Origin of the sequence: Colwellia sp. BRX9-1 (assembly GCF_014077195.1) — a bacterium.
GTDB lineage: Bacteria > Pseudomonadota > Gammaproteobacteria > Enterobacterales > Alteromonadaceae > Colwellia_A.
The window spans coordinates 60,909-75,232 of record NZ_JACGVM010000010.1 but is presented as its reverse complement, the minus strand read 5'-3'; the positions used below and the strand labels follow the sequence as shown (position 1 = coordinate 75,232).

The 14,324-nt window shown below is 37.3% G+C and carries 13 protein-coding genes; 7 read left to right on the top strand and 6 right to left on the bottom strand.

Features of this window, described 5'->3' with window-relative positions; all coding sequences use genetic code 11:
* Positions 1-25: 25 nt before the first annotated feature.
* Positions 26-2,467: a glycerol-3-phosphate 1-O-acyltransferase PlsB gene (gene plsB / locus H4J76_RS11000; RefSeq protein WP_182221438.1), complete on the bottom strand. Its 2,442-nt coding sequence runs from the start codon at positions 2,465-2,467 to the stop codon at positions 26-28.
* A 138-nt stretch (positions 2,468-2,605) separates the two neighbouring features.
* Here plsB and H4J76_RS10995 point away from each other — a divergent pair, with 138 nt between their 5' ends.
* From H4J76_RS10995 to H4J76_RS10985, 3 genes are all read left to right on the top strand, one after another.
* Complete coding sequence (locus H4J76_RS10995; protein ID WP_182221539.1) at positions 2,606-3,079, top strand: NYN domain-containing protein; 474 nt, start codon at positions 2,606-2,608, stop codon at positions 3,077-3,079.
* 174 nt (positions 3,080-3,253) lie between these two features.
* Positions 3,254-4,252, top strand: coding sequence for a WD40 repeat domain-containing protein (locus H4J76_RS10990; RefSeq protein WP_182221439.1), 999 nt, complete (start codon positions 3,254-3,256; stop codon positions 4,250-4,252).
* Positions 4,253-4,283: 31 nt separating this feature from the next.
* Positions 4,284-4,667, top strand: coding sequence for a PAS domain-containing protein (locus tag H4J76_RS10985; RefSeq protein ID WP_182221440.1), 384 nt, complete (start codon positions 4,284-4,286; stop codon positions 4,665-4,667).
* 42 nt (positions 4,668-4,709) lie between these two features.
* Here the strand turns inward: H4J76_RS10985 and H4J76_RS20180 are convergent, their stop codons facing one another.
* On the bottom strand, positions 4,710-5,240 hold the full coding sequence (locus H4J76_RS20180) for a type II secretion system protein (RefSeq protein WP_182221441.1): 531 nt from the start codon (positions 5,238-5,240) through the stop codon (positions 4,710-4,712).
* A 259-nt stretch (positions 5,241-5,499) separates the two neighbouring features.
* Entirely contained in the window at positions 5,500-6,942 is a 1,443-nt protein-coding gene (locus tag H4J76_RS10975; RefSeq protein ID WP_182230594.1) for a response regulator, read from the bottom strand.
* Between the two features lie 286 nt (positions 6,943-7,228).
* Here H4J76_RS10975 and H4J76_RS10970 point away from each other — a divergent pair, with 286 nt between their 5' ends.
* The 3 genes from H4J76_RS10970 to H4J76_RS10960 are packed head-to-tail and all read left to right on the top strand — an operon-like array spanning position 7,229 to position 9,147.
* The gene (locus H4J76_RS10970; RefSeq protein ID WP_182215360.1) at positions 7,229-7,837 is read left to right on the top strand and encodes an energy transducer TonB; all 609 of its coding nucleotides are present in this window, start codon (positions 7,229-7,231) and stop codon (positions 7,835-7,837) included.
* Positions 7,838-7,846: 9 nt separating this feature from the next.
* A complete protein-coding gene (locus H4J76_RS10965; protein ID WP_182221443.1) occupies positions 7,847-8,443 on the top strand; it encodes a sigma-70 family RNA polymerase sigma factor in 597 nt (198 codons plus the stop codon).
* Entirely contained in the window at positions 8,440-9,147 is a 708-nt protein-coding gene (locus H4J76_RS10960) for an energy transducer TonB (protein ID WP_182221444.1), read from the top strand. The genes H4J76_RS10965 and H4J76_RS10960 overlap by 4 nt, the downstream gene beginning before the upstream one ends.
* A 146-nt stretch (positions 9,148-9,293) precedes the next feature.
* On the opposite strand, the gene H4J76_RS10955 is transcribed toward H4J76_RS10960, so the two are convergent.
* Complete coding sequence (locus H4J76_RS10955; RefSeq protein WP_182230593.1) at positions 9,294-11,627, bottom strand: fatty acid cis/trans isomerase; 2,334 nt, start codon at positions 11,625-11,627, stop codon at positions 9,294-9,296.
* A 354-nt stretch (positions 11,628-11,981) separates the two neighbouring features.
* Between H4J76_RS10955 and H4J76_RS10950 the strand changes: the two genes are divergently transcribed.
* Positions 11,982-12,389, top strand: a complete 408-nt coding sequence (locus H4J76_RS10950) for a GFA family protein (protein ID WP_182215367.1) — start codon at positions 11,982-11,984, stop codon at positions 12,387-12,389.
* A 77-nt stretch (positions 12,390-12,466) separates the two neighbouring features.
* Here H4J76_RS10950 and H4J76_RS10945 read toward each other — a convergent pair whose 3' ends face one another.
* Together H4J76_RS10945 and H4J76_RS10940 are read right to left on the bottom strand one after the other, a co-directional pair.
* A complete protein-coding gene (locus H4J76_RS10945; protein ID WP_182221446.1) occupies positions 12,467-13,525 on the bottom strand; it encodes a WD40 repeat domain-containing protein in 1,059 nt (352 codons plus the stop codon).
* Positions 13,526-13,538: 13 nt separating this feature from the next.
* Positions 13,539-14,282, bottom strand: a complete 744-nt coding sequence (locus H4J76_RS10940) for a dienelactone hydrolase family protein (RefSeq protein ID WP_182230592.1) — start codon at positions 14,280-14,282, stop codon at positions 13,539-13,541.
* Between the last annotated feature and the right edge of the window lie 42 nt (positions 14,283-14,324).

Sequence of the window (14,324 nt, the reverse complement as noted above, 5' to 3'; positions counted from 1 at the left end):
GTAGCCCGTTTTATTCGTGCAAGAGTTAACGAATAATACTCTGTAAAACTTCAATATCTATCAGTTGAGTGACCGACGACTTCAACAAACCTAAAGTACTGCTGTCAACGAGCTGGTCGTTTTCATCTTTATTAATATAGCCTTGCTCAATCATGGCTTTAATTAAAATTCCCTGGGCTTTTTTATCAATAAACTCAGGAGCATTAATATCATTTAATACCGATAAGCGCTTAGCAATAGCAACAACTTTGTCTTCAAGGTCATTTTTACTAATGGGTGATAAACGATGTGTTAATGAACAGATAATGGTAAAACGTTGTACGGTTTCATTAATACATTCGCCGATTAAACGAATATTACTGGTCAGTTCAACGTCATTTACCACGCTTAAAAAGCCACTTTTACTTTTTTGAATAAGACCTTCGGCCATTAAAAATTTTATTATTTGCTCTGTTTGTTCCACAACATCACTTTCGCTTTGCCATAAAAATAAATCAATTTTCACTAAACTGATGATCCGTTGCACCTGTTCTAATAAAGTGTCGATATCTATTTTGCTATGGCGTTCCAATATCCGGCAAATGAGCGCAGGTAATATATAGCTATGTAAAATATTATTACGGTAATAACGCATTTCTAAAATGGCTGTTTCAGATAATGAAATAATGTCGCCGTAACTGTCTTGATTTACGGTGACTTTATTAAGAGAGATAACCTCTTCAAGCAGTTGCTGGCCATCTTCACAGGGGATGGTCAACTGCTGACTATAAGGCGCATTGCGCTGTAAGTTTAAAAATAAATCAAGCTGGCTTATTAATTCTGTTTTAGCGAGTGCTTTATTATTACAAGCATGCAGAATAAGTGCGACTAAAGCCGTACCATTAATGGCGGCGCTTTTATTGATATGCGTCATTACTTGATCAGCCAGAATATTAACACTTGGTGTCAACCATGTTGGCTTTTGTGGATCAATAGGGTCGATATCGTCTTTCCAGCTAGGGACCTGTTTATTTAAGAACTGGTTAATATTGATAGGTTCACCAAAATTAACGTAACCTTTTCCATAATTTCGTAAATTTTTAATCGCTTTAATAACACCAAAGATAGATTCATTTTTCTTCTGGCTACCACTTAATTCTTTATGATAGGTGCCGACTTCCATAACATGCTCGTAACCTAAATAAACTGGCACTAAGGTTAATGGACGATCAATGCCACGAAGCAAGCTTTGTATCGTCATGGCAAGCATACCCGTTTTAGGGGGTAGTAAACGGCCAGTTCTACTGCGCCCGCCTTCAGAATAATATTTTACTGAGTAGCCACGTTCAAATAATAAGCCTAAATACTCGCGAAAAATGGTGGAATATAAGCGATTGCCTTTAAAGCTACGACGAATAAAAAACGCACCGGCTTTGCGGAAGATAGGGCCTGCTGGCCAAAAATTTAAATTAATACCAGCGGCTATTCTAGGAGTCACTAAGCCTTCTTGGAAAATGACATAGGTAAGTAGTAAATAGTCCATGTGGCTTCGGTGACAAGGCACATAAATAATTTCATGGCCTTCTTGAGCGAGATCTCGCAGCACTTTTGCATTATTGATGTTTATACCGCTGTATAAGCGACTCCACAGCCAAGTTAAAATACGTGCGCCTAAGCGAACCATAGAGTCACGGTAATCACCGGCAATTTCATCCATGATGGCGAGGGCTTGTTTTTTCACTTGCTCTTCACTAATCGCTTTGCTTTTGGCTTCGTCGCTGATTAAGCGTTTTATCGATGGATTAGCAAGCAGTGTCGCAAACATTTGTTGACGGTGCATTAACCTTGGGCCCGTTACTGCAATCGTTTGGCGGTAAAAGTGAAAACGAGCAATACGCATTAATTTTTGTGCACTTGCTTGCGTAGTACCATGCCTGTCTGCCATAAGACGAAAAGAAATCGCTTCACTAAATCGGACAATAGAATTACGCCCTAAAAATAATACAATGAAAAACTTACGTAACCACGAAGGTGATTCTTGATCCGCTAAAACAGTCCCTATATTGGCATTATTATGTTCTTTGGTTGGTGTTCTGCCCCAAATAACATGAGCAGGTATGAGCTGAGCATCTAATTTTTCGTCGATGCTGTGCTGCTTTAATAATTCGAAGCCTTGGGTAATCGCTTCGGTATGACCTGCTTTTCGCCAACGAAAAAGCGGTGTAGGTTTTTCTAAGCACAATAAACGTGAAAAACTTTGTCCATTAACAGTTACCAGGCTTAGTGGATCGGGTAATTTTAAATTTTTACAGGCCTTTCGTAGGGCAAGTAGATCACTGGCAGATTGATGACGAATAACATAAAACTGTGGCTGTTCAAGTTTTACTTCTTCTGACTCTAAATAGTTGTCAGGAACAATTTTACTGCGAACAAGCAATTTTATCGGGAAACGTAATAAGAAATAGAATAATGAACGTATGGCTGACATCGAATTTTCTCTGAATTATTATACTTTTAGACATGTTTTTAATAGTAGCTTTATTGTAGCATGTTGCCTATGGTTTTTGGTAATGGTGGCCATCACCAACACCCTTCCTTTATCATCGAGTAATAAATGACAAGCCAACTGAACAAAATAGCTATATTTGTAGATGTACAAAATATTTACTATACCACCCGTGATAGCTTTCAAAGGCAGTTTAACTACCGAAAGTTTTGGCAACAAATTAGTGAGCAGGGCGATATTGTTATCGCCAATGCCTATGCCATTCAACGCAGTGACGATGCTCAACATAAATTTCAAAAAGCGTTAAAACATATTGGATTTGAGGTAAAGCTTAAGCCGTTTATTCAACGTCGAGATGGCTCTGCCAAAGGTGACTGGGACGTCGGTATTACCATTGATGTCATGGAAAGTGCCGGCGATGTTGATACCGTTATATTACTATCTGGCGATGGCGACTTTGATTTACTACTTCGCAAAGTTAAAGAGCGTTATGGAGTAACTACACATGTTTATGGTGTATCAGCTTTAACCGCTAACTCATTAATTAACGCGGCGGATGATTATTTTCCGATTGATGACTGGTTACTAATGTAACTTTGCTTGTCGAAATAACAGTCAGCCTGTGGTCGCCAATGATTAATGGCCATATCTTAATGATTGCTAATGTTGCCATATACCCTTGATCGCCAGTGAACAAAAATCATCCGCTTTTTATTAAATATGTGCGATAGTAGCAGTATCATACAGATGAAATAAAATGATTAGGCAATGAAAATTCTGATATTACTGATGCTTTCTTTACTTGCATCAGCCTGTAGTCAACAAGACGTCTATAATTCTGCAGCGGTTAGCAAAAGCAGTTACAGTAAATCAGCGATAGCAACCACAGCACTTTCAGATGATGGTAAGTTAACGGCGATTATTAATGGTAATGGAGTCTGTCTTTGGCAAAACAGTCAGCAATCAATATTACCTAAATGCCTTCCCGCGGATCATGCACAACATATTGAAATCGCTTATATCAGTAATAACAATCAGTTCTTATATCTTTCTAATCGTGTGTCTGTAAAGCAATATACTCTTGATAATCTTGAAATAGTCGGTGAGTGGCAAGTCGCAGATAATATAATTAATGATATGTCAGTATCTAAAAATGGTCAGTTACTGTTATTAGGATTTCGTAGCGGTAAAGCCAGTATTATTGATACCAAAGCGAATAAGGTCACTACTTTTCAAAAACATCGTTTAGATATAAACGCGGTGAGTCTGTCTGAAAACGGTCAAATTGCTTTTACCGGCTCAAGCGATAAAGTGGCCCAGTTATGGAATACTTCAACGGGTAAAACCCTGTTTGAATTTAGTCATGCCAGTCGAGTTAATCATGTTGATATCAGTAGCGACGGTTTGGTTGGCTTTAGCATTGACGCGGTTAAAGATCGCAAGTTTTGGAACCTACAAACAGGCCAGCTCATTGCTGAATTAGATACTTATTTAAAATTTATGGAAGTGAATGACTCTGTTTTTTCTGCCGACAAACAACTATTTTTAACTGGCTCACCCAGGCAAGTATTACAGTTATGGCGAGTGGCTGATGGCGCATTACTTGCCCAGTGGCAATCAGTCATGGAAAATGGCCGAGCATCGGTATTAAGTGTCGCAATGAATGATGGGGATAGCGAAACCATCAAAGATGCCAAAACGATCAAGTTTATTAATGCCAGTAATAGTGATGGCGTTTTAGAGCTGTGGCATTTTCCTGTTTATTAATTTTATAACCTTTTAGGTTAGAGGTACTACTTTGTTTAAGCCAATTCCAACAACATCTTTTGATCTGTTACCACTGCCTATTATGGTTGTTGAGCTTAATAAAGAAGCGCTAAATCATACTATTGTTTATTTGAACCAAAGCTTTACTAACATCATTGGTTGGGATTTAACCGATATACCGGATAAAAATCACTGGTGGCAAAAAGCCTATCCAGATCCCCATTATCAGAAGGTCGTTGAAAGCTTATGGGAACTGAGTATGGAATCAATAGATGCTGAAAAAGATAGCTTTGTTACGGTGACAGTGAATATTCAGACCAAGGCCCATGGCGTTAAGCGATTTAAAGTTTATACCGAATTGAAAAGCGCGCTAATGGACGGTTATTATGTGGTCGCATTTGAAGAAATTAATTAATCAAATGCATAAGTGAATTATTGAGTCTACTGATTGCCTAAATTAGCAACCGTCAGCAATAATATCGTACGCCGGACCTATTGCTGCAGATTGCGCTTGGGTATATCTAAAATAGCAATTATCGTCACTGACTTTATTGTTGCCATTGACATCGTAACCAATAAAGACGAAGTTTGCGCCTTGCTCTTCGAAAACCTTGCCCCCCGAGAGCTTAAACTCCTCAGAAACATCAATCTGCTTGTAAATTTCATGATTATCAATGTAAGAGTGCAACAGCCTTAAATCAACGCCATTAAGATCAATAACGCCATTACGGTCTATATCTATATCAATTAAATCCGCGCGGCTAGGAACTGGAAATGTAGAATAGCTTGGCATCTTCGATTTTAAAAAGATTAAATTATTAGCGGCTTTTACGCTGACACTAAACTGGGTTAAAACGGCTATTTTTGCGTCTTTTGATATGCTGATAAATTTAGGTAATGCGGTGGCAGATAATATGCCCAATATCACGATGACAACGACCAGTTCAATTAAAGTAAAACCTTTATTACGATTACGACTACGACTCATCGACTGCACACACATAAATTATATTTTGTTGTTTAACGTTACTTGTATAAACGTTAAGTGGTATTAAAGAGTTTGCACTTTAACAATATAGCAACATAAAATAAACTATTTTAGCTATTTGTTATAAATGTTGTCATCAAAATATGGTGATACCGTTATAGTAAAATCAGAGTGGGTTGTCGTTGTTCGTTGATAATAAATAGTAAAATAATCAATTTATTACTTTACTAGCAAGAAGATTAACGAATAAAGCCATAAGCTAATGATATATTTCACCTAAATAAAATGTCTTTTTGGGAATTTTAAAAAAATGTACGTCGCCACTATTTTCATGATGAACCCCTATAGAACCATCGTATTCATTGATAATTTTTTGGCAAAGTAATTGATTTAAAATAGGTGTTTGTATTAGACCTTCAGGGGACTTTTCTATTCCTACAGATGACAGCGGATTGGCTTTATCTAAAGGTGAGGCGTCTTCTACTTCAAAAACAATATCCTCATTTTTTGTATAAAGTCGAATTTTAAGTTCACCACCGTTTTGTGACCGCATCACGGCATCATGAGTCAATTGATTGATAACTTGACCAATTTTTTCAGGAACACATAAGTTTTTAATGTCGTCATCAATCGATTTTTTGACAATAATATTACGCAATTTATCTCTGCTTGATTCAAGGTATAGTTGTGTTGCTATCATTGATTGCAACGAAGATGACTTTAAAGCAGAGCTTTGCATATAGTTAGAAATGGCAAAATAATTTAAAAAACTGTCAAAAGTACGGGTTAATTTTTCTTTGGATAACTGGCTAAGTTCTTTAAAATTTTGGTATTGTGCCTTACTGACTTTTCCCTCTAATAAACAATCGTTCACCGTTGTTAACACGTAAATAGGGTCAGAAATTTCTTTAGTCATATTATTAATGATTTTTTTATAGTCGTTGAGAGTACATTGATCTTTATTCATTTTATGCGCATTAAAGATCAGTCTTCTAAGCGTTAAGATAAAGAGTTCATTATCGATTGGCTTAATAAAAACATTATCAGCACCATTGGCTAAAAATTTAATCGCACCATTTCTATTACCGGTTAAGCCAATAAAAATAAAAGATCGATCTACAAAAGTTTCCTTTATTTCTTGCATTAATTCACAGCCATTTTTAGAGGGCATTTCATAATCAAGAATCAGAATATTAATTGTGGGTGTTAATCTTAAACGCTCTATTACTTGCTCGCTATTAAGCTCAGTGTCGTTATGAATAAACTCACTACTCAAAATATTGGCAACAATACGGCTATCAACTCTTGAGTCATCCACAACCAGTGCGTGTTGAAAACGATAAATATCGTGTTGTCTAATAAAACCGTAAATAAGAGAGCTTAATTCGCTATCATTTTCATTGACCACCATATCAATGTAATGTTCTTTAGCGGTTCTTTCCATTTCAAAATTAAGAAAACGGGTTATCAATAAAGTGGGTACATTTTGTTTTAATTTAAGTCTGCTAATACTTTCTTCATCAATTTTTTCAATATAAAGAATGAGATAATCAGTGTGTGTTATAGCAACTTTTAGAGGTTGGGTTAGGTCATCAGCTATGAATGATTCAACATGTCCTAAATTTTCGCCCTGTAATACGGGAAGCAAACTTTTAGAGACCTGATCGGGTAGGTTTACTAGGAAAATATTTGAATTCATCATAACTGCTCCTTGTCTTAAATAAAGCGCTTTGGTAGATAAAAGAACAATAAGCGCTCATTAACTATACTCTTTATTTCTATTTTGAACAGTAGCTAATGTAATTTTTATGGAACCAACCAACCTCATTTTACAATATAGTTAATGATGAGTAATCACCAGGTTATTTATAAATATCCCTTTAGTTAAAAATAATTTAACCCCTTTTACTTTTTCCAAACGTTTTACCTGTATAAGTCGCAATTTAGCGCTTATATCTGTTTTTTGTTTGTTAAATAAAGGAATTACTATGGCTAAATTATTATCTTATATCAGCTTGGCAGTTATTATTACTTTTAGTTTATTTGCTTTTATGGCGTATTTAATCAGTAGCGACAGTGTAAATATTACCAAGCCATTAACCGATGTTATTGTTGAAGTGGCACAATTACCTGAAGATTCAAAAGTTATTGAAATCGATAAGGTAAAGCTTGAACCACCAGCACCACCAGAGCCTATGCCAAGAAATGTTGTGACGATTGATGTTGCAAGTGACACGCACAATTTATCCTACCAATCAGCTCCAATCTCAATGACGGGAGGTAGTACTGGCTTTAAGCAATACCAAGGGATGAATAATAATGAGGCTCGCCCCATCGTGCGTGTTAATCCTAAATACCCAATAGAAGCCATGAGAAAAGGAACTGAAGGCTGGGTGCAATTAGCTTTTGATATTAATGAAGTCGGTAAAGTTGTTAATATCTCAGTGATTGACGCTCAGCCAAAACGTATTTTTGATAAAGCGGCTAGACATGCTTTAAGAAAATGGAAATATCAGGCAAAATCGGTTGATGGAGCAGCGGTCTATCAAAAAGGTCGTACCGTACAATTAGATTTTTCTATGGACCAACAAAGTTAGGATGCGCCTTTGAAGTTACCTTCTATGGTTAAGGGTTGGTTTAATCCAACTATCAGCCCTGAAATATTAATAACGCGTTATATTGCCACCAGCAAAGATAAATATTTTACTTTGCTGGTTAAGCAATTTAATCAGCCAATTTATCATTATCTATTGAGCCAATCTGATAAAGAAACCGCTGAAGATATTATTCAGTCGATGTGGTTAAAGGTGATGAACATTAAGGCGAGCCATCCAGTACACAGCAATGTTAAAAGCTGGTTGTTTACCATTGCTAGAAATACCTTAATTGATGAATTAAGAAGGCAAAACCGTTGGCAAACACAATCCCTTGATGAGCAGGGTGCGGCCACAGATATACAACTATTGTCGCAGACCAATAATCACTCACTGGAGCAACAATTTGAGTATATTGATAGATTAGCCCTTTTTAATCGAGCAATTACCTTATTGCCTTTTTACCAGCGAGAAGCTTTTATTTTTCAACAAGAAGGTTTTTCACTTGAACAAATTGCCGAATTAACCGGTGAAAGCTTTGAAACGATTAAAAGCCGTTTGCGTTATGCCAGAACTTATATTAAAAATTTATTGGAAGATAAATCATGAAACACCCATCCTGTGACGAAGAGATCGCCTCACTTTATCAACAAAGAAAGCAACAAGTCATTGCACCAGAAATTCATTTGTCAGCTTTGCAAAAAAGTAAAAAATCGCGATATACGCTGATGCAGTTATTGAGCCTATTATTTTTAGGAGCTGTGGCTTCATTTAGTATTTTAGCCGTGATAAGTCATTTTTCTAAGCAAGCGAACCTCCAAACAGCGCCAAAATCGCCAATAGAGCTGAGTGTCGTTGAATATCAAGAAATAACCCCAGAAGATGAATTTATTGCGGTTGTTATACCGCCATTAGCACCGAAACAACCTTATGTTGTTCCTGCTCAGTCTGAGAATGAAATTGCTCTGGGAGCTAATAATCGACCGGAGACGTTAATTGTTTCACTGCCTATTGATGTTGTCACTGTTTCAGTGACCGCCGATATTAAACCACCCACGTTATCTTTGGTGCCACTCTATCAAGAGCAACCAAAATATTCGGTTGACGCAATTAGAGCCCAACAATCAGGTACCGTAAAGCTGGCTTATAGTATTTCGCCACAAGGTGAAGTTTTAAATATTAGCACTGTCGAGTCGAGTGTTAATCGCGAGCTTAATATCTCTGCTAGAAAAGCGTTATCAAAATGGCGTTATCGTCGAGGAATATACAGTGAAGAGGGCTATGAAATTATTTTTGATTTCACGCTGAAATAAATAAATAATTTATTTAAATTAATTTGAACTTATCAGGCAATAGGGGCTCTTATTATACGAGAGTTTATTTCCCTTAGTGTTTATGTTTTTATAAAGCGTTTCTTGGTTTCAAGAAACGCCTTTTTTTTGCCTTTTTTTCAGTGCTATTACTTATTTTCCAAACGATTGTAATCTAATAAACCAAACTCAATACCTTGATCATTGTTTAGTTGCTGATGTAGTTTGTCGGAAAACGTCCAAAAGTCTGTATTGGTACGTCTGACCGCATAACGACTTTTCAAATTAAAGTAATCATCTTTTGTTTTCATATTTTCTATTGCAACAATAAATTCAGCCACTTCTTGCTGACTAATATTAAAAAACGCTTTCGGGTAAGTCCCTATGGCGCCTCTGGCTACGGTGAGCGTATCTTCTGCTTGTAGCCGACGCTTTTTCTCTGCAAACAAATGCGCTACATTACTATGGGCAGAATTTCTTAACAGGGTAAATACCTGACTTGTGTTGCTATCATTTACGACAACAAAGCTGACTTCTGGTAGTAAAGAAACACTTTCACCAGTTAAATTTTCCAGGCGTTTGAATTTATAGTCATTAATTGACGACGTTAATTGATGACTATTATTGTGTGTTGTTGCGGTATGCTCTTTGAGTAGTTGGTATAACTCTGCTTGGGGTTGGTCAGTTTGGTATTCAATCCCCGAATCGGGCAAATCAGCGAAGTTAGCTAAAAAATTATAGTCATTAACATCCGAACTTGTCTCGCGATACCATAGGTCGTGGGTCTCTTTTCGAACTTTCTGGGGCAATAACATTAAAAAAGCTGATTCACCCTCCATACGTAAAAAGTCCATATATAAACGGGTTTTTAATTGATGAGCAACATCGCCATAAACATCAAATCCAGCAACTAATAAGTAATGAATGCGCTCAAGTAGTGGGTAACCAATCACCCAGGCAGACTTGGGTGGCTTGCCAACAAAACCTTTAACCACTGAAGCACTGTCAAAATGCCGGAAAATAGTCAGTGCAGCGTTAGGATTATTTTCACCACTCCAAATTAAATCAAGGTCAATATTGCCAGCTCGCAGATCAAGGCTTTCAATAAAGGCTTTTTTCGCTGCGACATATTCTTTTTGTCGACTGGCATATTCGCGCCAATCTAGAATCGATAATACGCTGCTGCTGGTTGCTGCTGGAAATTGTAAGAGTTTGCTGTGTTCAACTAAAAACTTGTTAATACCAAACATATCAATATTCTCTGGGTTCTCAAAAGCCACCCAGAATTGATCTTCAATAACATTCAGGGCAATTTGACCTCGGCAAACCGGTCCTTTAATGAAATTCATAATTGAAAATTGCGCTTCATCAAGCAAAAAACGATAACGAGATTCAAGAGGCAATGCCTGAAAGGTAATAAAAGGGTTTGATGCATATTTTAGTTTATAGCCAGGGAGTTTCTCTACCGTGTAATCGGGGCTAAAAAACAGCGCTTTATAGCGAGTAAGTTTCGCTAAATCAAAACGGTAAGGCATATGACGTTTTGCTAAAACGGTGGCTTGTTTTTTCTGTAAACGGTAATAAACGCGCTCAACGTTAGGGTCTTCAAATGGGCGACGAGTGGTAATAATTTGCACCGCTTGTGTGGGTGGTGTTTTTGAACGAACGATATTAAAAAAGCTTTGCTGGCTAGCGTCAAAATATAAATTGGCTAAATATAAGTGTTCGTAAAGATATCGGCCAACGAGCTGTTCTTTTTTAGAGTCGCCATTTAAAAAAGTCTCCCATTTTTCAACCATAACAAGCTCAGTCGCACTTGGTGCAGTAGGCGCAGGCATTTTTGCACCTTCAGCTAACCATAGCGTTAACTGTTGGTATTCATCATCAGGTAAATTAGGTAAAGCGTAAGGCATGCCACCTAAAGGGTTATTTTCTTGATAATGTTTGAATTCATCTATGGTGGGGCATTCTTGCTGGCGGTTTAGACTAACATCAAATGCTTTCGATAAAATCACCTCGTCAGGTAAGGGATTATTACGCTTTAGCTGTAGCATTTGATACATCAAGCTGCTGGCTAAGTTGGCTTGTGGTGATTGCTGGCGTTCATTTAAAACAGGATAAAACTCTTCATTACGCCATTGGTCAATTGTTTTAGGATTACCTTGGATATTAGTTACCGGGATCGCTTGTAAACGGGCACCATCATAAACAACAGTTTTATTGGCGCCTCGTTCAATACCGGCAATAGATTCCATTTTTAATTGGCAAGGTGCATCGTAACAGCCATGACAAACAATACAGCGATTTTCTAAAATTGGTCGCACTTGATTATGAAACAGCTCGCTTTGTTGTGGCGTTATAGTCGTAACATTGCTGCGATGAATTGGGTTTGAAAAGCCGTAACGGTCATCAAGCTCAATATAAGTCATCGTTGCACAACCTGAAATAAAGATGAAAAGTAGTAATAATTTAAAAAAACGCATTAAAATCCTAAAGCATAAAACGTGCAGGCAATCGCTGCTTAAGCTAACAATTTTAATATAAATAGCCGATAAGGTTAAGTGCTTTTTTATTAGGGCATTTTTATGCATTAACAAAGCACGATGAATAATGCGCTATTTGTAGCCGTGTTATTTATGAGGAGGTGAACCCTATCTGTGGTTTATATCGGTAATAATAATCAGATAATTACTGGGTTTGGGATAAAGCGGCCCATTTATCTATATTGCTTGTTTTTTAGATGATAATAATCACAACTTATTGATAGAATCTATAACGATTGCCAAGACTCAAGGCGAATGTAGTGTCTTATAAAAACAAACCAAAGGGTGGATTATATGTATTTAGGTCAGTGCTTGTGTGGCACGATAAACCTTAAAATTAGTGGGGCAATAAGTGATATCATTCACTGTCATTGTTCATTATGTCGAAAGAATAGCGGGACGGCTTTTGCTACCAACGGTTTTATTAATACCGCTGATTTTGAGATCACTTCAGGTGAAGCGTTTTTAACAACCTTTGCCTTCAAGCCTGGTAGAAACCGTCACTTTTGCTCAAAATGTGGTTCGCCTGTTTTTAGTTCAAATGAGCAAGACCCAACAAGGCTGAGACTTCGTTTAGGTATAGTTGATTCTGATATTTCAGAAAGACCTATTTCGCATAACTTTGCTACCTCAAAAGCAAACTGGGAAGATCTTGATGAAAACCTTCCAAGATACGATGCTTTTGAACCTAGCCGAAAATAATCTCTATTTTGAAGGTTAAGTCCATCGCTAAATCATAATTGTGCAGTGTGATAAAATTTTCATATCACACTGCCTTCTCAATAATAACGTTTTAGCAATGATGTTGTATCCCAAATCACAACTTTTCCATCCGCGCCTGAACTGATCAACACTTTACTGTCAGACGATAGATTTACATTACTAACATCGTTTTTATGGCCATTAAGTCTTTGTATTACATTCCCTGTTTTAACATCCCAAATTCGAACGGTAATGTCATTTTCATCAGTCTCGTATGCCCATTGATATTGAAGAAATTCACTGAACATGCCTTTGTCGCGACCACCGCTTACTAAAAAGGAGTCATCATGACTAAATGTTAAGTCGTAGATAGAATATGAATCGTCTTCTAATGTATTGAGTACTTGCCAATTAGTGGTATCCCATATTTTTATCGTATAGTCATCGCCGCCGGAAGCTAGAAGCTTACCGTTGTGACTAAAGGCTAAATCTAAAACCGCTTGGTTATGTTCTTTTAATGCTCTTACATGCTCACCAGTGAACGCATTCCACACATTAATAATGTTATCTTCGCCACCGGTTAACAGAGATTTACTATCAGGAGTGAAGGCCACGCCCCATACATCGCCTTCGTGTGCAGATAAGGTTTTTGATTCACCAGACGTTAAGTTCCAAAGACGGGCGGTATCGTCAGCGCTTACACTGGCTAAGCTTTTTCCATCGGGGCTGAAGGCTAATTTAACGACCATGCCCTGATGACCAGAAAATGTATTAAGTAACGCTCCGCTGGAAACTTGCCAAATTCTTACGTTATTATCATAGCTGCCAGTAGCGAGGATTTTGCCGTCATGACTAAATTTAACGCTAGGCACTCCTTCTGGGTGTTTAAGCGATTGTAATACTTTGCCGGTATATCTATGCCAAATTTCAACGTTAGGTCCTGAACTTCCTGTGGCAATAAGTTCGTTATTTGGGTGTAAATCAGTTTTACAAATACTGTTTTTATGAACAACGCACTTGGTGTATTCTTTAACGCTTTGACTCGTTAAATCTTTAGCTGTGGTGTTGTTACTGCATCCAACTATCAGTGTTATTCCAACGATAAATATCGTTATTTTTTTTAAAGTTGTTGTCATAATTATTCTTAAGCTATTTCACTAAATTACTATCTAACCAACTCACCATATAACTGGCTAGTTGCGTATCACTGTCAAGTAAAGGGTAACCATGTGCAGACCCTTTATAAGCAATAAATTTACTATTCATGCTTTCAGACGCCGTAAATAATTTTTGCGCACTAAGGTAAGTGCCGGTATCTATTTCTGAAGCGATGATCAGAGTAGGTTTGTCCGCTAGCATCTTTTTATAGCGCGTAATGTTTTCATCAGACTGACCTGATGAGAAAAAACCAATGAGATTTACAGGATTATTTTCTGCTAAAATAATGGCTTGAGAGCCACCACAACTTGCGCCAACTACACCGACTATACCTTTGTCTGACATTTTACTTTTCAAATGAACATAAGCGAGTTGAACATCACTAGGCCAATGTTTAGACACCTTTTGCCAAGCGGCACTTCGTGATTCTCTTGGTAATGCTTGAACCTTTTCAACACTAAATTCATCGTTAGCACTGTCACCAAAGCCTCTGAAATCTAAACTCAAGGCATGAATGCCCTTGTCTGATAATTGCTGGCCGATGTCGTTATACATGGTTCTATTATAATTACATTGGTGCAATAACAATACCGCGCGATCACTGGTTTTATTACTCGGGTAATAACTCGCTTTTAATTCAAAGCCTTGGTCGGTGGTTAACGTAAGGTCAGTTGCCTGACTTGATGCGGTAACTGCAAATAACGCGGCAGATATTATTTTTATAAAAGCGTTCATAAATTTTCCTGCTGTTTTGGCTGGCCCGCTAATTAATCGGTT